Consider the following 20447-nt stretch of genomic DNA (forward strand, 5'->3'; position numbering starts at 1 on the left):
TTTTGCAGGGGTGTTTTGGTTTTTTTACACTTTATTTTTGTTTAACCCCTATTTTTTTAGGGTTTATTTTGGTGTATGTGCACATTTTTAAAAAATAATCGAAAAATTAATAATAATAATTTTTTTTTCGCCTATGTGGATTTTGCGCTTTATTTTTGCTCCTAAATTTGTTGTAACACTTAAAATAATATAAAATGTCAACTTTAAGATTCCATGCCATAAAAAAATCGCTTTCTTCAAAACCTGTTCCGGTTGAAGAAAAAGAACGTCGTTCAGACATATTTGGCAAAAATGTATTTAACGAAAATACCATGCGTCAATATCTTACAAAAGATGCTTTTATTGGCGTTATGAATGCGATTAAATATGGTAAAAAAATAGATAGAACCATTGCAGATCAGGTTTCTTCTTCAATGAAAGAGTGGGCATTGTCTAAAGGTGTTACACATTATACCCACTGGTTTCAGCCATTAACAGGTACAACTGCAGAAAAGCACGATGCTTTTTTTGAGACGATAGGAGAAGGCGTGTCCATCGAAAAATTTGGTGGTAGCGAGTTGGTACAGCAAGAGCCCGATGCCTCAAGTTTTCCAAGCGGTGGTATTCGCAATACCTTCGAAGCACGTGGCTATACAGCTTGGGATCCTACCTCGCCCGCATTTATTTACGGTACTACATTATGTGTACCCACCATTTTTGTGGCTTACACGGGTGAAGCTTTAGATTATAAAACCCCTTTGTTAAAAGCATTGAATGCCGTAGATGAGGCCGCAACTGCAGTTTGTAAATACTTTGACAAAAACGTAAAAAAGGTAAGCTCGTCTTTAGGATGGGAGCAAGAATACTTTTTAATTGATAAAACATTGGCGGCAACACGACCAGACATAACCTTAACAGGCAGAACACTGTTAGGGCACTCTGCAGCAAAAGGCCAGCAGTTGGACGACCACTATTTTGGCTCCATTCCCAGTAGGGCATTAAGCTTTATGCGCGAGTTGGAAACAGAATGTATGCTTTTGGGAATTCCTGCAAAAACAAGACATAACGAAGTCGCTCCAAACCAGTTTGAACTGGCACCAATTTTTGAAGAAGCAAACCTCGCAGTCGATCATAATTCCTTACTTATGGATATTATGGGACGTGTAGCGTCTCGCCACAATTTTAAAGTGCTGTTTCACGAAAAACCCTTTGCAGGCATTAATGGCTCTGGTAAGCACAACAACTGGTCGCTATCTACAGATACGGGTGTTAATTTGCTGGCTCCGGGTAAAACACCCATGAGCAACTTACAGTTTTTAACCTTTTTTATAAATACTATAAAAGCAGTTAACAAGCACGAAGCGCTTTTAAGAGCTACCATAGCATCTGCTAGTAACGACCACAGATTGGGGGCTAACGAAGCGCCGCCTGCCATTATCTCGGTATTTATTGGCGAACAGCTCACAAAGGTTTTAGAAGAATTGGAAGGCGTTACCAAAGGTAAATTATCACCACAAGAAAAAACCCAACTAAAACTAAATGTGGTGGGCAAGATCCCTGATGTTATGCTAGACAACACAGACAGAAACCGTACATCGCCCTTTGCCTTTACAGGAAATAAATTTGAGTTTAGGGCAGTGGGCTCTACAGCTAATTGTGGCGACCCAATGACGGTTTTAAACACAATAGTCGCAAAACAACTAAAAGATTTTAAAGTAGAAGTCGATAAACTTATAGACGATAAAGGCTTAAAAAAAGACGAAGCCGTTTTTAATGTTTTGCGAGAATACATAAAAGATTCCAAACGCATTCTTTTTGAAGGTAATGGTTACGGAGAGGCTTGGGAAAAAGAAGCCAAAAAAAGAGGGCTTAGCAACAATAAAACGACACCCGATGCATTAAAGGCCAAAGTATCTAAAGAAAGTGTTGCATTGTTTGAAGAAATGAAAGTAATGAGTAAGGTTGAAACCCAAGCACGCTACGAGATAGAAATAGAAACCTACATCATGAAAATCCAAATTGAAGGTCGTGTTTTGGGTGATATTGCACGTAATCACATTGTGCCAACAGCCGTAAAATACCAAAATACCCTAATAGAAAACGTTAAGGGGCTCAAAGAAATATTCGGCTCAGAATTTAAAGAGGTTTCCAAAGAGCAAATCAACTTAATCAAGCAAATTTCAAACCACATAGAAACCATAAATGCGAAGGTTACCAAAATGATAAACGAAAGGAAAAAAGCCAATGCCATAGCACATGTCGAGGATAAAGCCCATGCCTATTGCTTTAACGTAAAGCCTTTGTTTGAAGAAATTCGCTACCACTGCGATAAATTGGAGCTACTTGTAGATGATGAGCTTTGGCCGCTAACTAAATACAGGGAATTGTTGTTTACAAGATAATATTTTTCATAAAAAACTACCTTTTATAAGGTTTGACCATGTTTTTGTTATAAACAATTTATTGTGGTTTAGAGGGCGAAGAAGCCAGAATTAAATTTACAAACGGTATTAAAAATAGCCATTTGTTAATTTTTGCATCATTCAGCCTTCTAAACCCTATAGTTATAAAAGGTATTAGTAGCACTATTCTAATAACTAAAGCAATATTGTCGTTAATATTATACAAACCTCTTAAAAAACCAAACATTGGGCTTATTAAGAACGTATAAAACAAAAAAAAGTACCAAAACTCCTTAATACTAGCCTTAGTACTAATATCAAAGTATTTTTTAAAAGGGGTAATTAAATATTTCATAATTTAAATAAAATAGCTTCTAAGTTAAACTTGATATTTTAGATTAAAAACATTAAAACCATTGTTTTACTACAAATAAAACCAAATATCAATAACTTTACAAGCCAACTTTACAGGCAATGCCAAATGACAAAAATACTTTTGCTTTCTGATACCCACAGCTATATAGACAACGCTATTTTAAAATACGTAAAACAAGCCGATGAAGTATGGCACGCCGGCGATATTGGCGATTTAAAAGTAACCGATGCCATAAAAAAACTAAAACCCTTACGAGCGGTTTTTGGTAATATTGACCATGCCAAAGCCCGAACAGAGTTTCCAGAGCACAACCGTTTTATGTGCGAAGGTGTCGATGTTTGGATAACCCACATTGGCGGTTACCCAAACGCCTACAATGTAAGGGTGCGCGATGCCATAAAGCAGAACCCGCCTAAATTGTTTATCTGTGGGCATTCGCATATTTTAAAGGTAATGCCCGATAAAAAATTGGGTTTGCTGCACATGAATCCCGGTGCTGCAGGAAAACACGGTTTTCATAAAACGCGTACCATGTTGCGTTTTACTATAGACGGAGAAAAGATTGATAATTTAGAGCTTATAGAGTTTTCAAAACAAAACCAATATTAAGGTACCGAACATATTATTGCCTATCCGATTTTTTAATGCAGCTTTTGTTAATTTTTTGCTAAACTACAGTATTTGTCCTCAAATTTATTGGCTATCGTTTCTTAAATTGTAGCTTTGCAGCAATTGAAAAAAGCAAATATATTATGAGTCAAGTAAAAGAAAATGATACCGTTAGAGTACATTACACAGGAAAATTGAGCAATGGTCAAATTTTTGACAGCTCGTTGGAAAGAGAGCCCCTAGAGGTAACTCTAGGACAAGGGATGTTAATTCCTGGTTTTGAGAAGGGTATTGTTTCTATGGAGTTAAACGAGAAAAAAACCATTACCATTCCTGCGGCTGAAGCTTATGGTGATGTACAAAAAGAGATGTTCCATAAAGTTGAGAAAAATCAACTACCGCAAGACATTAACCCTGAAGTTGGTATGGGATTAGCTTCTAAAAACCCTGATGGTTCAGAAGTGCAATTTCGTGTGGCAGAGGTTAACGACGATCATATTATTGTTGATGCTAACCATCCGCTAGCGGGACAGGATTTAACTTTTGATCTTGAGCTTGTTGAGATAAAATAACCATTCGTTTTAGCAAAAAATCAAAAAGCTTAGATATTAAATCTAGGCTTTTTTTATACACATAATCAAACCAAAACAAGCCTTAACTAAATACATCCCAGAGGGAAGAGCCTCAATGTTACGGCAAAATTCATGTAATTTATTTTGTGTAAAGTTGGTATTTCCATCCTTTGGAGGCATTAAGGCAGGCATAAAAAAACCCAAAGCTTTCACTTTGGGTTTTAACGCACTAATACTACTAAGATATTAGGTTTTTATCGTAATCGATCTACAGATTTTACAAGATCTTCATCCTTCTTAATGGCTTTGTTGGCTAATGCCAAAAACACGATAGAAACGATAGGAAGAAGCATCCCAATACCTTTCTTAGAAACCGCCGTTTCTCCAGATACACTTAGAGATTGATATACAAAAAATCCTAGTAAAAAAAAGTTTAATATTATGTTTAGGCGCCCCAGAGTAAATTGAGACTTCCTGTTTTTGTATCTAAATATAGCTATTATCGATAAAAATGCCGAAGCCAAAAATGCTGCGAGCACATAGGCTGCATGGGTTGCGAAAACTTTAGAGCAGTTGGGTGCGGTCCATAGTTCAAACACAAAAATCAATCCCGCAGAAACGCCTGCGGCAATTAAAAGGTATAGGGTTTGTACGCGTTGTAGCATGGTTATCATTAAAACTAGACCGCAAAAATAACAGTTTCTTTTAAAAATAAACCCTAAAAATTAAAATAAAGTTGTATAATTGCACTAATGATTCCCAACAGCCACAATTGCAGGTTGTTATTTCTTCAAAATTAAAGAAATCATTTTCAGAATACTATCAAAAATTATATTCAACATATTTATTCAATTCAACATCAATGTTTGAAATTTCACAATTAAAAGAAAAGAAACTCCCAGAACTACAGGAGATTGCTAAAAAATTGAACGTCCCAAAATACCGTTCGCTAAAAAAACTAGATTTGGTTTACCAAATACTCGACCAACAAGCCGCAAATCCAAAAGCGGTAACCGCTGCCATAGAGTCCAAAGAGGCTGTGGAGGCAAACCCCGAAAGCAAGCCTGTTAAAAAAGCCAGAAAACGGGTGCAAAAACCTGTTAAAAATGAAACTGCAAAACACCAAGAAAAAACTGAAGACGCAAGTAAAGCCCCAGACATTCAACCTGCTGAGGTAACGGTAGAAAAGAAAGAAGAACGCAAACCGGCACATAAACCAAGCCCAAGACCCGCCAACGATAACAAAAAGGACAGCCAGCAAAAACAACAGCAAAAAAGAGAAAGCAACCCGCAGCACAAAAACCAGCACAAAAACCAGAAAAACGGCAATATAGACAAAGGAAACAAAGATAGCAGAAACCGCTACAGGGAGCCGGATTTTGAATTCGATGCCATTATAGAAAGCGAAGGGGTTTTAGATATTATGCAAGATGGCTATGGGTTTTTACGCTCATCAGATTATAACTATTTATCATCGCCAGACGATATATATGTATCGCAATCGCAAATCCGTTTATTCGGTTTAAAAACCGGCGATACCGTTTTAGGGCATGTACGCCCGCCAAAAGAAGGCGAAAAATATTTCCCCTTGATAAAGGTTAGTAAAATAAACGGGCAAAACCCAAATGTGGTACGCGACCGTGTGTCTTTCGAGCATTTAACGCCATTGTTTCCACAGGAAAAATTTAATATAGCCGAAAAACAAGCCACAATTTCTACCAGAATTATGGATTTGTTTGCCCCAATAGGCAAAGGCCAACGCGGTATGATTGTGTCGCAACCCAAAACGGGTAAAACCATGTTGTTAAAAGATGTGGCCAATGCCATAGCGGCAAATCACCCAGAAGTTTACCAAATGATTTTGTTGATTGATGAACGCCCCGAAGAAGTTACCGATATGCAACGAAACGTTCGTGGCGAAGTAATCGCTTCAACCTTCGATAAAGAAGCGCACGAGCACGTAAAAATCGCAAACATTGTTTTAGAAAAAGCAAAACGATTGGTAGAATGTGGGCACGATGTGGTTATTCTTTTAGATTCCATTACACGTTTGGCCAGAGCTTACAATACCGTACAACCCGCCTCCGGAAAAATACTAAGTGGAGGGGTAGATGCCAATGCACTGCACAAACCAAAACGCTTCTTTGGCGCAGCAAGAAACATAGAAAACGGCGGATCGCTAACCATTATAGCCACCGCACTTACCGAAACAGGCTCTAAAATGGACGAGGTTATTTTTGAAGAATTTAAAGGTACCGGCAATATGGAGCTGCAATTGGACAGAAAAATATCAAATCGTAGAATATTCCCTGCTATCGATTTAACATCATCAAGCACACGTCGCGACGATATCCTGTTAGACGAAAACACCATACAGCGCATGTGGGTAATGCGCAAATACCTAGCAGACATGAACCCTGTTGAAGCCATGGAGTTTATTAACGAACGTTTCAAACAAACCAGAAACAACGAAGAATTTTTAATTTCCATGAACGGATAACTTAAACACATATAACAGACTAACTCAAATTCAAAAAAACCTTAGCACAAAAGTGTTAAGGTTTTTTTAGCTATTACTTCTAATGATTCCGTTTTTTACTAAAATTATATCCAGAATTTGGGCGTTACCCCGAAAAAAATCGGGGTCGCGCTTTCACTACTCGCTCCCTCTCCCGAAGCGTCGGGATCGGGAAGCTCAAACAAACCGTTCAATCGCTAACGCGGGGTAGCAACCAATTATAATGTTTTTAATAACAATTCAAAATCAACATTAAAATATTAAATGTATTATCTTATCGCAATCAACTCACCAAAACAACATGAAAAAAAACATATTCATTCTCACCATCCTTTTTGGTTTAAACGCCGTTAGCCAAAATTTAGAATGTCAAGATTTTAAAAACGGAACATTTATAATGACTATTGAGAAGCCATTACCGTCTCTAACAAAAATCACTCGACGAGGCAACAATCAGACCGAAGCTTTATTGGAAAAGCCAAAAGAATTAGAATACATGAACATACCCAATAAGGCACATATTACACTTAATTGGATAGACGACTGTACCTATATTGGAAAATATAATTCAGCAAAAACCAAACTTCTGGAATACCAAAAGTTTATAAACCATAACGGTGGTATTTTAGTTGAAAAAATTAAAATTGAAGGCAAGTGCTTTTTCTATCGTTCCACATTAAAGCTTAAAGACGAATCCATAATCATAGATGGTAAAATATGTAAGGAGTAAAAAAGTACTGCCTTAAAATCAATACCTGTTCAAAAGATCTCTGTATTCCTTTAAGTCCGCAATGTTAGCTTTATTGTTAAGGTTCCTGATAAGCGATATTAAATATTTTAAGCTTTCAACAGGAGAAATGGCATCATTGGTTTCAACATTACCATCTTCATCAAAAGGTTCGTCGTTTGGAATAGGTATAAGAAACGAGTTATTTGCTTCAATATGTTCGTAAGAAAGCCTAAGTACTTTTACAACTAGCGGAACTTGTTCCTCTAAAGCATAAGATCTTAAAGTTTTAATATCCTCTATTAATGTGCCTGATTCAAAACCCGTTTTATCAAGGTCTTTTAGGATTTTATCGATTATTGAAATGGCGTTTTTGTTTTCCAAAAGATTATAATTATTAGGATTGATTAAGTTTAAATGAGTTCAATTGCAAATTTATATTTTTAAATGCTTTTACACTACACTGGTGTTAAAAAAAAGCATAAAAAAAAGCTTCCCATTTTTGAGAAGCTTTTAAATGTATTATAAAACCTTAAATCTAATTAAAGTGCAGCAACGTGTTTTGCCAAACCAGACTTTAAGTTAGCTGCTTTATTTGCGTGTATAACGTTTTTCTTTGCTAATTTATCTAGCATAGATACTACAGTAGGAAACATACTTTCAGCTTCTTTCTTGTCTGTTAACTCACGTAGCTTTTTAATGGCGTTACGTGTAGTTTTGTGCTGGTATCTGTTAAGTAAACGCTTGGATTCGTTACTTCTAATTCTTTTTAATGCTGACTTATGATTTGCCATTTTGTTTTTTTCTATATATTAAAAAATTGTAGCCCGTAGGGGAATCGAACCCCTCTTACCAGGATGAAAACCTGGCGTCCTAGCCGATAGACGAACGGGCCATTTGTTTTTGAGTGCGCAAATATAAATACTAAAACTTAAACTTGCAAAAACTTTTCAAATAACTCACAATGTTTTCTCATTGCGGATGCAAAAATACAACTATTTTCCACTCTTGCAATACCTATCTAAACTTTTTTTTAAAAAATTTGTTTAATACGCTTTTGCGAACAATACTCTGCGTTTTGAAGGCTTTCCGCTATACACACAAACACCAGTTTCTTCCTTGGCGTCTAAAGGAATACATCTTATGGTCGCTTTTGTAAGTTCTTTTATTTTGTCTTCTGTTTCTGATGTGCCGTCCCAGTGAGCAGAAATAAATCCTGTTTTTGTTTCTAAAACCGTTTTAAAATCTTCAAATGTATCTACCTCAGTGGTGTGGGTGTTTCTAAAATTCAAAGCTTTGTTAAATAAACTCTCTTGAATTTCGGTCATTAAACTTTCAACGGTTTTCGTTAGCTTATTTAATTCAACCGTTTCTTTTGTTAAAGTATCTCGTCGTGCTAACTCAACAGTTCCGTTTTCTAAATCTCGTGCCCCAATAGCAAGTCGAACGGGAACGCCTTGTAATTCGTGCTGTGCGAATTTAGCGCCTGGTCTGTGTGTGGTTCTGTTGTCGTATTTTACTGTTATGCCTTTTTTGCGTAAATCGCTCATAATACCGTTTACCACATTGGTAATGGCTTTTAATTGTTCTTCACTTTTGTAAATGGGCACAATTACGACTTGGTTTGGTGCTAAACTTGGGGGTAATACCAATCCGTTATCATCACTGTGGGTCATAATTAAAGCACCCATTAATCGAGTAGATACGCCCCATGAGGTCGCCCAAACATGGTCTTGCTTACCTTCTTTGTTTACATATTTAACATCAAAGGCTTTGGCGAAATTCTGACCTAAAAAATGAGATGTTCCGGCTTGTAGAGCTTTTCCGTCTTGCATTAGAGCTTCAATACAAAAGGTTTCAACCGCACCGGCAAAGCGTTCGCTTTCGGTTTTTAAACCTTGAACAACGGGAATTGCCATAAATTTCTCTACAAAAGTTGCATATACGTTATTCATTAATGCGGCCTCATCTAAGGCTTCTTGTTTGGTTTCGTGGGCGGTATGGCCTTCTTGCCATAAAAATTCTGCGGTGCGTAAAAATAAGCGCGTTCGCATTTCCCAGCGTACCACATTGGCCCACTGGTTTACCAATATGGGCAAATCTCTGTAAGATTGAATCCAGCCTCTGTAGGTGTTCCAGATTATAGCTTCGCTGGTTGGCCTTACAATAAGTTCTTCTTCTAGTTTGGCTTCAGGATCTACTCTTAGTTTGCCTGGTTTGTCGGGGTCGTTCTGTAATCTGTAATGGGTTACAATAGCACATTCTTTTGCAAAACCTTCGGCGTTTTTTTCTTCGGCTTCAAATAAACTTTTTGGTACGAACAAGGGGAAATATGCATTTTGATGTCCTGTTTCTTTAAACATTTTATCTAATTCTGCTTGCATTTTCTCCCAAATTGCATACCCGTAGGGCTTAATTACCATACAGCCTCTAACTGCCGAATTCTCTGCTAAATCAGCCTTAACAACCAGTTCGTTATACCATTTTGAGTAATCTGCTGCTCTACTAGTTAATTTTTTGCTCATATTATTGTTTTGGCACAAATATTGTGATTATGTTAAATAAAAGAAATAGTTCGGCAAAACTAACTATTTTTGTTATGTTCAACAATAAAATTCTGGAGATATGCAATTTAATAACTACTTAAAAAGAAAAATGCCATTTATAGCAATATTGGGTTTGCTGTTTGGTTTATCGTCGTGTGGTTCTTATCATTATGTTGGCGTTGACAACGATGGTATTTATGGTGCTTCCAAACAACCTGCGCAACAAGAGCAGCCTGCTGTAGTTGTTAATGAAAATCCGCAAAATAACTACTATCAAAATTATTTTAAAACCAAAGCTTTAGAGTACGAAAATATGGCCGATGATGCGGTTTTTACAGATATCGACTCTTATGTTGGTGATAATTATACCGAAAACGATTCTATTAACAACAGCTACCAAGGTTATGCGGGTTGGGGACAGGACCAGAGTGAAATATCTATAAACATTTATCCCAGCTATGGGTATAATTATTGGTGGCACAGACCCTATTATAACCATTGGGGGTTTTACGGTTGGAATCGTTACGCTTACTATGATTCTTTTTGGTATCCTTCTTTTTATGGCGGTGGCTTTTATGGTGGTTTTTACAATAGTTGGGCTTACAATCCTTATAGATATAGATATGGTTATTACGGCTATCCATACAGATACAACAGATACTACGGAAACAACCGTTATTACAACCGCGGTTTAGCTTACAATGCTAGCAGACGTGGTAGTTTAGCAAGTCGCTCAAGCGGTGTAAACTCAACAAATTCAAGATATTATACTTCAAGAAGAAGTAGCTCAAGCGCAACAATAAACAGAAACCGTTCTACAAATTCGCGTGTTGGTACCAATGTGGTTAGACGACGTTCTACGGCAGCTCCCGCTAGAAACTCAACAACAAGATCGTCCACTCCTTCGGTTCGAAGAAACAGAACCGCAACCAGACCTTCAAGTACTTATAATTCTGGAACTACCAGAAGAAGCTCCAGCTCGTCCCCAACCATAAGAAGATCGTCTTCGAGTAGCAGAAGTTCAGGCACAACCACAAGGTCTTCTTCAAGCAGCAGAAGTTCGAGTGGTACAAGTAGAAGTTCTGGTTCTTCAAGAGGAAGACGCGGATAAAATTCAACAAAAAAAGAAAAAGTTAATAAGATATGAAAAAGTTAAATTTACTATTCATAGGCATCCTATCTATGTCTTCAATATACGCTCAAGATATAACAGATGCTTTACGCTATTCGCAAGATAATATACAGGGAACCGCTCGTTTTAGAGCATTAAGCGGCGCTTTTGGTGCGCTTGGTGGCGATATGAGTGCCGTAAGCTTAAACCCCGCAGGAGCTGCGGTTTTTAGCCAAAGCCATGCGTCGTTTACATTATCTACTTTAGAAACCTCAAATAACACGCAATATTTTAATGGCTCCGGAAGTACTAATGATTCTAATTTCGACATTAATCAAGGTGGTGCATCATTTGTTTTTGCAAGTAATAATAATACACCTTGGAGAAAATTCACTTTTGGAATAGCTTACGAAAAAACAAATAATTTTAATGATAATTGGTTTGCCTTCGGAACAAATACCAACAACCAATCTATAGATTTGTATTTTTTAAATTATGCAGATGGTTTAAGGTTAGATGAAATTTCGGCTTTAGATGGCGAATCGCTTACCGATGCCTATGCAGATATTGGTAATGTTTATGGGTTTGCAAACCAGCAAGCCTTTTTAGGGTTTGAGTCTTTTATTTTAGAACCCGATGATATTAACAACGATGCTAATACGCTTTATTCTTCAAATTTAGCAAACGGCAATTTCAATCACGATTACACCTATTCATCAACTGGTTATAACGGTAAAGTTTCTTTTAATATGGCAGCGCAATATAAAGATAATTTGTATTTAGGGTTAAACTTAAATTCTCACTTTATAGATTATCAACGCTCTACTTTATTGTCTGAAGAGAATGTAAATGCAGGGTCTATTATAAATTATATTGAGTTTGAAAACACATTATCTACTTCAGGAAATGGGTTCTCTTTTCAGCTTGGCGGTATTTTAAAACTAAGCCCAGAATTTAGAGTTGGATTAACTTACGATTCTCCAACATGGTACACCATCGAGGAAGAAACTACTCAATATTTATATACTGAAAGTGATAACGGATTTGATGATTCCGGAAATTTTGATGCCATTGAAGTTAACCCACAAATAGTTAACATTTACCCACAATACAAACTGCAAACACCTTCAAAAATCACAGGTAGTTTAGCTTATGTTTTTGGTACACAGGGTTTAATAAGTTTCGATTATTCGCGAAAAGATTACAGTAGTACAAAGTTTAAACCAGAGAATGATTACACCAACGTAAACAACAACATTAGCAACATGCTAACAGATGCTTCAACATACAGGCTGGGTGGCGAGTACAAACACAAACAGTTTAGTTTTAGAGGGGGTTATCGCTTTGAGGAAAGCCCTTATAAAAACGGCGTAAACGTTGGCGATTTAACAGGCTATTCTTTTGGCGTTGGTTATAACTTTGGCAACACAAAATTAGATGTTACTTTCGATCAATCTAACAGAACAAACGAAACCCAACTTTACAGCGTTGGTTTAACAGATGCTGCTGTTATTGATAGTACAAATTCTAACCTCACGCTTTCGTTAAGTTTCAATATTTAAAACATTACAATAAATATCCTAAAAAGCTTGAATTTTAATATTCAAGCTTTTTTGTTTTTATGTAATTAAGCAGGTAAAAGATAGACAAACACTAAGTATAATTGTTTGTTAAGTTAAATTATAACAAAACAGAATTACTTATCTTTGCAAACTTGAAATAAGACTTTTTTTTGACTGATGAAACGAACATTAATAAATTTTAAAAAGAATACTTCCCAAATGGGTTTTTTAAAATTTTTAATGAGAGGACGCTGTGATTGCACACGTTCTCATTTTTTTAATTAGTTGATTGTTATAGAATTAAAAAAAATAAACGGGTGAAAATTGAAAATAAAATAGAAGAATTCGAATCTTTAGGAAACGACCACATCGGAACGTCATCAAATACGCCATTGCGCCATGATGCTTTTAAACTTTCAAACGAAGAGAAAATAGATATCATTAAAGACGACGTGCGCCATATTATGGAAACCTTGGGCCTAGATTTAACCGACGATAGTTTAAACGGCACACCAAATCGCGTAGCAAAAATGTTTGTTAAAGAGATTTTTGGAGGGCTGGATCCCAAGAAAAAACCAAGCGCATCAACCTTCGAAAACAAATATAAATACGGCGAAATGCTGGTTGAAAAAAACATCACGGTTTATTCAACCTGCGAGCATCATCTATTACCAATCGTGGGGAAAGCACACATTGCATACATATCAAACGGCACCGTTGTTGGCTTATCTAAAATGAATCGTATTGTCGATTATTTTGCAAAACGCCCGCAAGTTCAAGAGCGCTTAACCATTCAAATTGTAAAAGAATTGCAAGAGGTTTTAAACACCAAAGATGTTGCTTGCGTTATCGACGCCAAACATTTATGCGTAAACTCCAGAGGGATCCGCGATATTGAAAGCAGCACGGTAACCTCAGAATTTGGAGGCAAATTTAAACAAGAGGCAACGCGCAGAGAATTTTTAGATTACATTAAGTTAGACACGAAGTTTTAATGTGTTATTTGTTTAGTCGTTAAGACGTAAAGTCGAATTGAACTATCTGCTTTACAACTAAACGACAAACAACTAAACGATAAAAAAATGCATGTATATTCTTTTGAAAAATTAGAGGTTTGGAAAGAAGCAACTCAATTGGCTGTTAAAACTTATAAAGTAACAGATTTATATCCTTCAGAAGAAAAATTTGGTTTAATTTCTCAAACGAGACGATGCTCTGTCTCAGTTTCATCAAATATTGCCGAAGGAACAGCGAGATTAACAAATAAAGATAAAGCTCTTTTTTTTATGACTATGGCATACAGTTCTGCTCTCGAATTATTAAATCAAGCAATAATTTAAAAAGAATTGGAATTTATTTCAGAAGAAAACTATAAAACTATTAGATTTGAAGTTGAATCGATAACCAATAAAAACAACGCATTACTAAATCATTTCCTAAAAACGTAAGGCAATCGATTTAACAGCAAACAACTAAACAAATACCAGCCAGCAATGCAACTTTACAAAAACCAACAAATAAAACTATACAACACACTTTCAGGCAAAAAAGAAATATTCAAACCTATTAACGAGGGTTACGTTGGCATGTATGTTTGCGGCCCAACGGTTTACAGTAATGTGCATTTGGGCAATGTAAGAACTTTTATGTCGTTTGATATGGTTTTTAGGTACCTAAAGCATTTGGGCTACAAAGTACGTTATGTACGTAATATTACCGATGCGGGCCATTTGGAAAATGATGCAGATGAAGGCGAAGATAAAATCACGAAAAAAGCACGTTTAGAACAAATTGAACCTATGGAAGTGGTGCAACGTTACACCGTCGATTTCCATAATATACTTAGTACACTAAACTTTTTGCCACCAAGTATCGAGCCAACAGCAACGGGCCATATTATCGAGCAAATCGAGCTTATTGAAAAGATTTTAAAAAACGGATTTGCTTACCAAATAAACGGATCTGTGTATTTTGATGTCCATAAATACAACCAAACCAACGATTACGGTATTTTAAGCAAACGCAAACTCGAAGATTTAATTCATAATACCCGCGAATTAGATGGGCAAAGCGATAAAAAAAATCCGCAAGATTTTGCCCTTTGGAAAAAAGCCGAACCACAGCACATTATGCGTTGGCCCTCGCCTTGGAGCGATGGATTCCCGGGCTGGCACCTAGAGTGTACCGCAATGAGCACCAAATATTTGGGCGATCAGTTCGATATTCACGGTGGTGGGATGGATTTAAAATTCCCGCACCACGAATGTGAAATTGCTCAAAATGAAGCAGCAAAAGGAAAAAGTCCAGTTAATTATTGGATGCATGCCAATATGCTGGAAATGAACGGGCAACGTATGTCTAAATCCACAGGAAATACCATAAACCCAGATGAGTTGCTTTCCGGAAATAACAATATTTTTAGTAAAGCTTACGCACCTAGCGTTATTCGTTTTTTTAATGCACAATCGTCTTATCGAAGTGTTTTAGATTTAACCGATGCTGGTTTGTTGGCCAGCGAAAAAGGGTTTTTTAGATTAATGGATGCCGTAAATTTGTTAGAGGATTTAAAAGCTTCTGAAACGTCCTCGATAGACATTTACGCTTGGAAGCAGCAATGCTATGATGCGATGAACGACGATTTTAATACACCAATTTTAATTGCCCATTTATTTGAAGCCACCAAATACATCAATCAAATAAAAGAAGGCACTGAAACCTTAAATGCTGAAGATTTGTCTGTTTTAATAGAAACCGTTAACGCTTTTGTGTTTGATGTTTTAGGATTAGAAAACAAGGCGAAAAGCGATTCCGGAACCGATAAGCTTTCTGGTGCTATCGATTTGTTGATTAAATTACGACAAGACGCCAGAGCCAATAAAGATTTTGCAATGTCTGATAAAATTCGCGATGAATTGGCGGCAATTGGCATCCAGCTAAAAGACGGAAAAGACGGGACAACGTTTTCTGTAAACTAACGTATTTGCTTATTTCTTACATAATAGCTTAGTTGCTCATGCAATTAAAAACAAAAAATCCCGATAAGTTTTCTTTCGGGATTTTTTAGCTCTAGTTTATTATAAATCTAGCTTTTTCAAATCATTAAGCAATGGCAGTTTATAGTAAAACTTAGTTGTTAATCTTCAACCAAAACCCAGTCGCCTTTGGCTATTAAAGGTTCGGCTTGTTTATACTTTAAGGTTTTGTTTTCGCCATTTAAAACGTGCTTAATGGTAACCCGATCGTTACGCCCAATTTTTGGTCGGTCGCGTACAATGGTTTCAACCACTTCATGTTGGCGTTGCGTGTTGCCAGCCGCCCTGTTTTGTGCAGAACGCTCGTCTAAATTAGGAATCTCGTCTTTTTGGATATTCAGTTTTTCCTTTTTGCGCGCTCGCGCTTCTTGAATGGTGTCTTGGGTTTCTTGAGGCAATTCCCCTTTAAACAAAAATGAAATCACTTCTTTGTTCACTTGGTCAATCATTGCTTTAAACAACTCGAACGCTTCAAATTTGTAAATCAACAAGGGATCTTTTTGCTCGTGAACCGCCAATTGTACCGATTGTTTTAACTCGTCCATTTTACGTAAATGGGTTTTCCAAGCATCGTCTATAATGGCAAGTGTAATGTTCTTTTCAAAATCGGTAATCAATTGTTTTCCGCCAGATTCGTAGGCTTTCTCCAAATCGGTTACCACGTTTAAGCTCTTTACCCCATCGGTAAAGGGAACCACGATACGTTTGAATTTATCGCGCTGCGTTTCATATACGTTTTTAATTACAGGGAAAGCAATATCGGCATTTCGAGCCATTTTTTCCTTGTAACCATCAAAAGCGGCATTGTATATTTTCGAGGTAATTTCTTGTGCTGTAAGCTTCCCGAAGTCTTCTTCAGAAATAGGCGAACTCATTGAAAAATATCGAATCAATTCAAACTCAAAATTCTTGTAATCGTTGGCGCCTTTATTGGTTTCGGCAATACCTTCCGAGGTATCAAAAATCATATTGGCTAAATCTACGCGCAATCGCTCGCCATGTAATGCATGACGACGACGCTTGTAAACCACTTCGCGTTGCGCATTCATAACATCATCGTATTCCAATAATCGTTTACGGACGCCAAAGTTATTTTCCTCAACTTTTTTCTGGGCGCGCTCAATGGATTTTGAAATCATGGAATGCTGAATAACTTCGCCTTCTTTTAATCCCATTCTATCCATCATTTTGGCAATACGCTCGCTACCAAACAAACGCATTAAATTATCTTCCAACGATACGTAAAACTGCGAACTTCCCGGGTCTCCTTGTCGTCCGGCTCGACCACGCAACTGCCTGTCCACACGACGCGAATCGTGGCGTTCGGTACCCACAATGGCTAAACCGCCAGCAGCTTTAACTTCATCACTAAGCTTAATATCGGTACCACGGCCAGCCATATTGGTGGCTATGGTTACTTGCCCTGATCTGCCGGCTTCATCTACAATTTCGGCCTCTTTTTTATGCTGTTTCGCATTTAATACATTGTGAGATATTTTGCGAATACTTAACATTTTGCCAAGTAATTCGGAAATTTCAACCGATGTGGTTCCAATTAAAACCGGACGACCGGCTTCAGATAATTTGGTAACATCGTCAATAACTGCATTGTATTTTTCGCGTTTGGTTTTGTAAACTAAATCTTCTTTATCGTCTCTGGCAATGGGTCTGTTTGTTGGAATTTCAACCACATCCAGTTTGTATATTTCCCAGAATTCGCCAGCTTCTGTAACGGCAGTACCCGTCATCCCCGACAGTTTACGGTACATTCTAAAATAATTTTGAAGCGTTACCGTAGCAAAGGTTTGGGTGGCATCTTCAATTTTAACGTTTTCTTTGGCTTCAATGGCTTGGTGCAATCCGTCAGAATAACGACGGCCATCCATAATACGTCCCGTTTGCTCGTCAACAATCATCACTTTATTGTCCATCACCACATATTGGGTGTCTTTTTCAAATAAAGCATAAGCTTTTAAAAGCTGGTTTAAGGTGTGGATACGTTCCGATTTCACACCAAATTCCTTAAATAAGTCTTCTTTAAGATTGGCTTCTTCTTCGGCCGAAAGGCCTTGTTCTTCAATTTTAGCAATTTCGATACCTATTTCGGGCATCACGAAAAAATCCGGATTGTCTTTGCCCGAAAGGAATTCAATACCTTTATCGGTAAGTTCGATTTGATTGTTTTTTTCTTCGATAACATAGTACAATTCGGCATCAACCTTAGGCATTTCGCGGTTGTTGTCCTGCATGTAAAAGTTTTCGGTTTTTTGAAGCAATTGTTTTACACCTTCTTCAGATAAAAACTTTATGAGTGCTTTGTTTTTAGGAATGCCGCGATACACACGAAGCAGTTGAAAACCACCTTCTTTGGTATCGCCTGCTTTGATAAGCTTTTTAGCTTCGGCCAAAACGCCCGTTAAATATTTGCGTTGTACCGAAACAATATCGTCAACTTTGGGTTTAAGTTCGTTAAATTCGTGGTGTTCACCTTGCGGAATGGGGCCAGAAATAATCAATGGTGTTCGCGCATCATCGACCAAAACCGAATCTACCTCATCTACAATGGCGTAGTGGTGCGGTCGCTGAACCAAATCGTCTGGCGAGTGCGCCATGTTATCACGTAAATAATCGAAACCAAACTCGTTGTTGGTGCCGTAAGTAATGTCGGCGTTGTAGGCTTTAATACGCGCTGCTGAGTTTGGTTGGTGGTAGTCAATACAATCTACGCTTAACCCGTGGAACTCAAAAATAGGAGCCATCCACGCGCTGTCTCGTTTTGCCAAATAATCGTTTACCGTTACCAAATGCACGCCTTTACCGGTAAGCGCATTTAAATAAACAGGTAATGTGGCCACTAAGGTTTTACCTTCACCGGTTTGCATTTCGGCAATTTTACCTTGGTGCAGTGCCACACCACCAATTAGCTGCACATCGTAGTGCACCATATCCCAGGTAATGGGTTTTCCGGCGGCATCCCAGGAGTTTGCCCAAATGGCATGGTCGCCATCAAGTGTTACATAGGTTTTGTCGCCCGATAACGATCTGTCAAACTCATTGGCTTTAACTCTAATGTTCGTATTGTCCACAAAGCGTTTTGCGGTTTCTTTAACCACGGCAAAAGCTTCGGGAAGAATATTGTTTAAGGTGTTTTCAACGGCTTGGTAAGCTTCGTCTTCAATTTTATCGACTTCTTGGTAAATGTCTTCACGTCTGTCAATATCTTCGGTAGCTTCGGCTTCTTTTAAAAGGGTTTCTTTTCGCTCATTAAAGGGTTTGCGTGTTTCGGCAATAATACCTTTAAATTCGGCTGTTTTGGCTCTTAGTTCGTCGTGCGATAAAGTTTCCAAAGCGGCTTCAAAAGTTTTAACTTGTTCAACTATGGGCATTAAAGCTTTTACATCTTGTTTGGATTTATCGCCAACAAAAATTTTTAGTACAGAATCTAAAAAACTCATGGGTGTATGTTTTATGTTCACGCTAAGGCAGTGCTAAGCGTAACTAGTTATATGTATTTTTTGTTGATGCTTTTTTTAAAAGCACTCAAAGATACATTATGTTATTATTTTATAAAGATTCAGAATAAAAAAAAAGCCTCAAATCGAGACTTTTTAACTTATCTTTGTGTTTTATTAATATTCATCTTCATTCCAAAGGTAATCTTCGTCGGTTGGGTAATCAGACCAGATTTCCTCAATCGAATCGTACGAGTCGCCTTCGTCTTCAATTGACTGTAAGTTTTCAACAACTTCCAACGGTGCACCAGTTCTAATAGCGTAATCTATCAATTCATCTTTGGTTGCTGGCCAAGGTGCATCACTTAAATACGATGCTAATTCTAAAGTCCAATACATGTTTTATGCGTTTAATTTTTTGCAAAAATAAATTTTTAGTTTAAACACGCAAGGAAAAAATGATTTATTTCATTATTATTTTTAAGAACGTTTCCGGTCTGCATTTTAAACAGGTAAAATTTACCGATGCGGTGTTAATAAAATAAGCAAATTTCAAGAAGTTTTTGGGCGTTACCCCTAAAAAGGGGTCGGGCTTTACGCTATATCTTTTTAAAACGTCATTGCAAGGACGAAGGACGTGGCAATCTGCCAAATTCAAGTACTCAAACAATTTTTTATTTCCTTCAAGTTTTAAAAAGGATGCCGCTGCAATCCCTAACGCTGATAACGTACCCTTAGGAAATTACTTGTCATTACGAGGAGCTTTTACGAGGTGGTAATCTTTTGCAATTTAAAAGATTGCCACATTACGCAAAAAAGCGCAATTCGCAATAACGAATTTAGTTTAATGTTTCTCAGGAATCCACTTCACCTCATTTGCTTGTAAGTCAAACGACAACTTTCGTGCCAACACAAACAAATAGTCAGAAAGCCGGTTTAGGTAGGTTAGGGCATTGGCCTGGAAAGGTTCCAAATCGTTAAGAGCCGATGCCAAACGTTCGGCCCTACGGCACACACAACGTGCAATATGACAGAATGACACCGTTTGGTGCCCACCCGGAAGCACAAAATGCGTCATTGGTGGCAACGCCTCGTTCATGGTGTCCATTTCCTGTTCTAAGCGTTTAATGTTTTCTGCGGTAATCTTTTCAATATTCAAGCGTTCTTTACCGCTTTTTAAAATGGCTTTTTCGGGGTCGGTGGCCAAAATTGCGCCAATGGTAAATAATCTGTCTTGAATGTGCATCAATACGGCTTTGTAGTGCTGATTGATAGCTTGATCGCGAATCAAGCCCAAATGCGAGTTGAGTTCATCAACCGTTCCGTAGCTTTCAATACGAATATGGTGTTTGGGTACGCGCGTACCGCCAAATAATGCCGTGGTGCCTTTATCGCCTGTTTTGGTGTAAATCTTCATACTTGCAAGTTCAAAATTTAAAATTGAAAATTCAAGGTTTTTTGCCACTAATTCACGAATGTTTTTGTTTTGTCATTCCTGCGTAGGCAGGAATCTACTTTGGAGTTTAAATCATTTTTTTAATTACAACAATTCATTTATAAA

18 protein-coding genes and 1 tRNA gene are annotated in these 20447 nt (G+C 37.4%); 10 read left to right on the forward strand and 9 right to left on the reverse strand.

What is annotated here, in order from left to right; translation table 11 throughout:
* Positions 1 to 194: 194 nt before the first annotated feature.
* Positions 195 to 2381 carry a glutamine synthetase III family protein gene (locus tag ACFSQS_RS07480; protein WP_388016466.1) on the forward strand — a complete coding sequence of 729 codons (2187 nt, stop codon included), beginning with the start codon at positions 195 to 197 and terminating at the stop codon, positions 2379 to 2381.
* A gap of 58 nt (positions 2382 to 2439) precedes the next feature.
* Here ACFSQS_RS07480 and ACFSQS_RS07485 read toward each other — a convergent pair whose 3' ends face one another.
* Entirely contained in the window at positions 2440 to 2736 is a 297-nt protein-coding gene (locus tag ACFSQS_RS07485) for a DUF805 domain-containing protein (protein WP_388016469.1), read from the reverse strand.
* Between the two features lie 126 nt (positions 2737 to 2862).
* On the opposite strand from ACFSQS_RS07485, the gene ACFSQS_RS07490 reads away from it, so the two are divergent.
* Together ACFSQS_RS07490 and ACFSQS_RS07495 are read left to right on the forward strand one after the other, a co-directional pair.
* Positions 2863 to 3366, forward strand: a complete 504-nt coding sequence (locus ACFSQS_RS07490; protein ID WP_388016472.1) for a metallophosphoesterase family protein — start codon at positions 2863 to 2865, stop codon at positions 3364 to 3366.
* A gap of 143 nt (positions 3367 to 3509) precedes the next feature.
* Positions 3510 to 3938 (forward strand): FKBP-type peptidyl-prolyl cis-trans isomerase, encoded by a 429-nt coding sequence (locus ACFSQS_RS07495; protein ID WP_388016475.1) that lies wholly within the window; start codon positions 3510 to 3512, stop codon positions 3936 to 3938.
* A gap of 254 nt (positions 3939 to 4192) precedes the next feature.
* Here the strand turns inward: ACFSQS_RS07495 and ACFSQS_RS07500 are convergent, their stop codons facing one another.
* Positions 4193 to 4603: a DUF4293 domain-containing protein gene (locus tag ACFSQS_RS07500; protein ID WP_388016478.1), complete on the reverse strand. Its 411-nt coding sequence runs from the start codon at positions 4601 to 4603 to the stop codon at positions 4193 to 4195.
* Positions 4604 to 4800: 197 nt separating this feature from the next.
* On the opposite strand from ACFSQS_RS07500, the gene rho reads away from it, so the two are divergent.
* Together rho and ACFSQS_RS07510 are read left to right on the forward strand one after the other, a co-directional pair.
* A complete protein-coding gene (gene rho, locus ACFSQS_RS07505) occupies positions 4801 to 6438 on the forward strand; it encodes a transcription termination factor Rho (protein WP_388016481.1) in 1638 nt (545 codons plus the stop codon).
* A gap of 319 nt (positions 6439 to 6757) precedes the next feature.
* Positions 6758 to 7186: a hypothetical protein gene (locus ACFSQS_RS07510; RefSeq protein ID WP_388016484.1), complete on the forward strand. Its 429-nt coding sequence runs from the start codon at positions 6758 to 6760 to the stop codon at positions 7184 to 7186.
* 18 nt (positions 7187 to 7204) lie between these two features.
* Here ACFSQS_RS07510 and ACFSQS_RS07515 read toward each other — a convergent pair whose 3' ends face one another.
* The 4 genes from ACFSQS_RS07515 to proS all read right to left on the reverse strand — a co-directional run bounded on the left by ACFSQS_RS07515 (position 7205) and on the right by proS (position 9708).
* Positions 7205 to 7567 carry a hypothetical protein gene (locus ACFSQS_RS07515; protein WP_388016487.1) on the reverse strand — a complete coding sequence of 121 codons (363 nt, stop codon included), beginning with the start codon at positions 7565 to 7567 and terminating at the stop codon, positions 7205 to 7207.
* A gap of 158 nt (positions 7568 to 7725) precedes the next feature.
* On the reverse strand, positions 7726 to 7977 hold the full coding sequence (gene rpsT / locus ACFSQS_RS07520) for a 30S ribosomal protein S20 (protein ID WP_388016489.1): 252 nt from the start codon (positions 7975 to 7977) through the stop codon (positions 7726 to 7728).
* Positions 7978 to 8006: 29 nt separating this feature from the next.
* A tRNA-Glu gene (locus tag ACFSQS_RS07525) sits at positions 8007 to 8078 on the reverse strand.
* A 151-nt stretch (positions 8079 to 8229) separates the two neighbouring features.
* Positions 8230 to 9708, reverse strand: coding sequence for a proline--tRNA ligase (gene proS / locus ACFSQS_RS07530; RefSeq protein ID WP_388016492.1), 1479 nt, complete (start codon positions 9706 to 9708; stop codon positions 8230 to 8232).
* Between the two features lie 100 nt (positions 9709 to 9808).
* Here proS and ACFSQS_RS07535 point away from each other — a divergent pair, with 100 nt between their 5' ends.
* From ACFSQS_RS07535 to cysS, 5 genes are all read left to right on the forward strand, one after another.
* Positions 9809 to 10840, forward strand: a complete 1032-nt coding sequence (locus ACFSQS_RS07535) for a hypothetical protein (RefSeq protein WP_388016495.1) — start codon at positions 9809 to 9811, stop codon at positions 10838 to 10840.
* 32 nt (positions 10841 to 10872) lie between these two features.
* Positions 10873 to 12402 carry an OmpP1/FadL family transporter gene (locus tag ACFSQS_RS07540; RefSeq protein WP_388016498.1) on the forward strand — a complete coding sequence of 510 codons (1530 nt, stop codon included), beginning with the start codon at positions 10873 to 10875 and terminating at the stop codon, positions 12400 to 12402.
* A 317-nt stretch (positions 12403 to 12719) separates the two neighbouring features.
* Positions 12720 to 13397, forward strand: coding sequence for a GTP cyclohydrolase I FolE (folE, locus tag ACFSQS_RS07545; RefSeq protein WP_388016501.1), 678 nt, complete (start codon positions 12720 to 12722; stop codon positions 13395 to 13397).
* 87 nt (positions 13398 to 13484) lie between these two features.
* Positions 13485 to 13742, forward strand: a complete 258-nt coding sequence (locus ACFSQS_RS07550) for a four helix bundle protein (protein WP_388016504.1) — start codon at positions 13485 to 13487, stop codon at positions 13740 to 13742.
* A 153-nt stretch (positions 13743 to 13895) separates the two neighbouring features.
* On the forward strand, positions 13896 to 15377 hold the full coding sequence (cysS, locus tag ACFSQS_RS07555) for a cysteine--tRNA ligase (RefSeq protein WP_388016507.1): 1482 nt from the start codon (positions 13896 to 13898) through the stop codon (positions 15375 to 15377).
* A 158-nt stretch (positions 15378 to 15535) separates the two neighbouring features.
* On the opposite strand, the gene secA is transcribed toward cysS, so the two are convergent.
* The 3 genes from secA to ACFSQS_RS07570 form a co-directional block, all read right to left on the reverse strand.
* Positions 15536 to 18889 carry a preprotein translocase subunit SecA gene (secA, locus tag ACFSQS_RS07560; RefSeq protein WP_388016510.1) on the reverse strand — a complete coding sequence of 1118 codons (3354 nt, stop codon included), beginning with the start codon at positions 18887 to 18889 and terminating at the stop codon, positions 15536 to 15538.
* A 174-nt stretch (positions 18890 to 19063) separates the two neighbouring features.
* A complete protein-coding gene (locus tag ACFSQS_RS07565) occupies positions 19064 to 19285 on the reverse strand; it encodes a DUF2795 domain-containing protein (RefSeq protein ID WP_019387375.1) in 222 nt (73 codons plus the stop codon).
* Between the two features lie 445 nt (positions 19286 to 19730).
* Positions 19731 to 20303 (reverse strand): cob(I)yrinic acid a,c-diamide adenosyltransferase, encoded by a 573-nt coding sequence (locus ACFSQS_RS07570; RefSeq protein ID WP_388017221.1) that lies wholly within the window; start codon positions 20301 to 20303, stop codon positions 19731 to 19733.
* Between the last annotated feature and the right edge of the window lie 144 nt (positions 20304 to 20447).

Source organism: Gelatiniphilus marinus, from assembly GCF_042684345.1.
GTDB lineage: Bacteria > Bacteroidota > Bacteroidia > Flavobacteriales > Flavobacteriaceae > Gelatiniphilus > Gelatiniphilus marinus.

Excerpts from the sequence above, each read along its gene's own strand:
- ACFSQS_RS07480 (WP_388016466.1), top strand. The coding sequence starts at position 195 with ATGTCAACTTTAAGATTCCATGCCATAAAAAAATCGCTTTCTTCAAAA.
- ACFSQS_RS07485 (WP_388016469.1), bottom strand. The coding sequence starts at position 2,736 with ATGAAATATTTAATTACCCCTTTTAAAAAATACTTTGATATTAGTACT.
- ACFSQS_RS07490 (WP_388016472.1), top strand. The coding sequence starts at position 2,863 with ATGACAAAAATACTTTTGCTTTCTGATACCCACAGCTATATAGACAAC.
- ACFSQS_RS07495 (WP_388016475.1), top strand. The coding sequence starts at position 3,510 with ATGAGTCAAGTAAAAGAAAATGATACCGTTAGAGTACATTACACAGGA.
- ACFSQS_RS07500 (WP_388016478.1), bottom strand. The coding sequence starts at position 4,603 with ATGCTACAACGCGTACAAACCCTATACCTTTTAATTGCCGCAGGCGTT.
- rho (WP_388016481.1), top strand. The coding sequence starts at position 4,801 with ATGTTTGAAATTTCACAATTAAAAGAAAAGAAACTCCCAGAACTACAG.
- ACFSQS_RS07510 (WP_388016484.1), top strand. The coding sequence starts at position 6,758 with ATGAAAAAAAACATATTCATTCTCACCATCCTTTTTGGTTTAAACGCC.
- rpsT (WP_388016489.1), bottom strand. The coding sequence starts at position 7,977 with ATGGCAAATCATAAGTCAGCATTAAAAAGAATTAGAAGTAACGAATCC.
- proS (WP_388016492.1), bottom strand. The coding sequence starts at position 9,708 with ATGAGCAAAAAATTAACTAGTAGAGCAGCAGATTACTCAAAATGGTAT.
- ACFSQS_RS07535 (WP_388016495.1), top strand. The coding sequence starts at position 9,809 with ATGCAATTTAATAACTACTTAAAAAGAAAAATGCCATTTATAGCAATA.
- ACFSQS_RS07540 (WP_388016498.1), top strand. The coding sequence starts at position 10,873 with ATGAAAAAGTTAAATTTACTATTCATAGGCATCCTATCTATGTCTTCA.
- ACFSQS_RS07550 (WP_388016504.1), top strand. The coding sequence starts at position 13,485 with ATGCATGTATATTCTTTTGAAAAATTAGAGGTTTGGAAAGAAGCAACT.
- cysS (WP_388016507.1), top strand. The coding sequence starts at position 13,896 with ATGCAACTTTACAAAAACCAACAAATAAAACTATACAACACACTTTCA.
- secA (WP_388016510.1), bottom strand. The coding sequence starts at position 18,889 with ATGAGTTTTTTAGATTCTGTACTAAAAATTTTTGTTGGCGATAAATCC.
- ACFSQS_RS07565 (WP_019387375.1), bottom strand. The coding sequence starts at position 19,285 with ATGTATTGGACTTTAGAATTAGCATCGTATTTAAGTGATGCACCTTGG.
- ACFSQS_RS07570 (WP_388017221.1), bottom strand. The coding sequence starts at position 20,303 with ATGAAGATTTACACCAAAACAGGCGATAAAGGCACCACGGCATTATTT.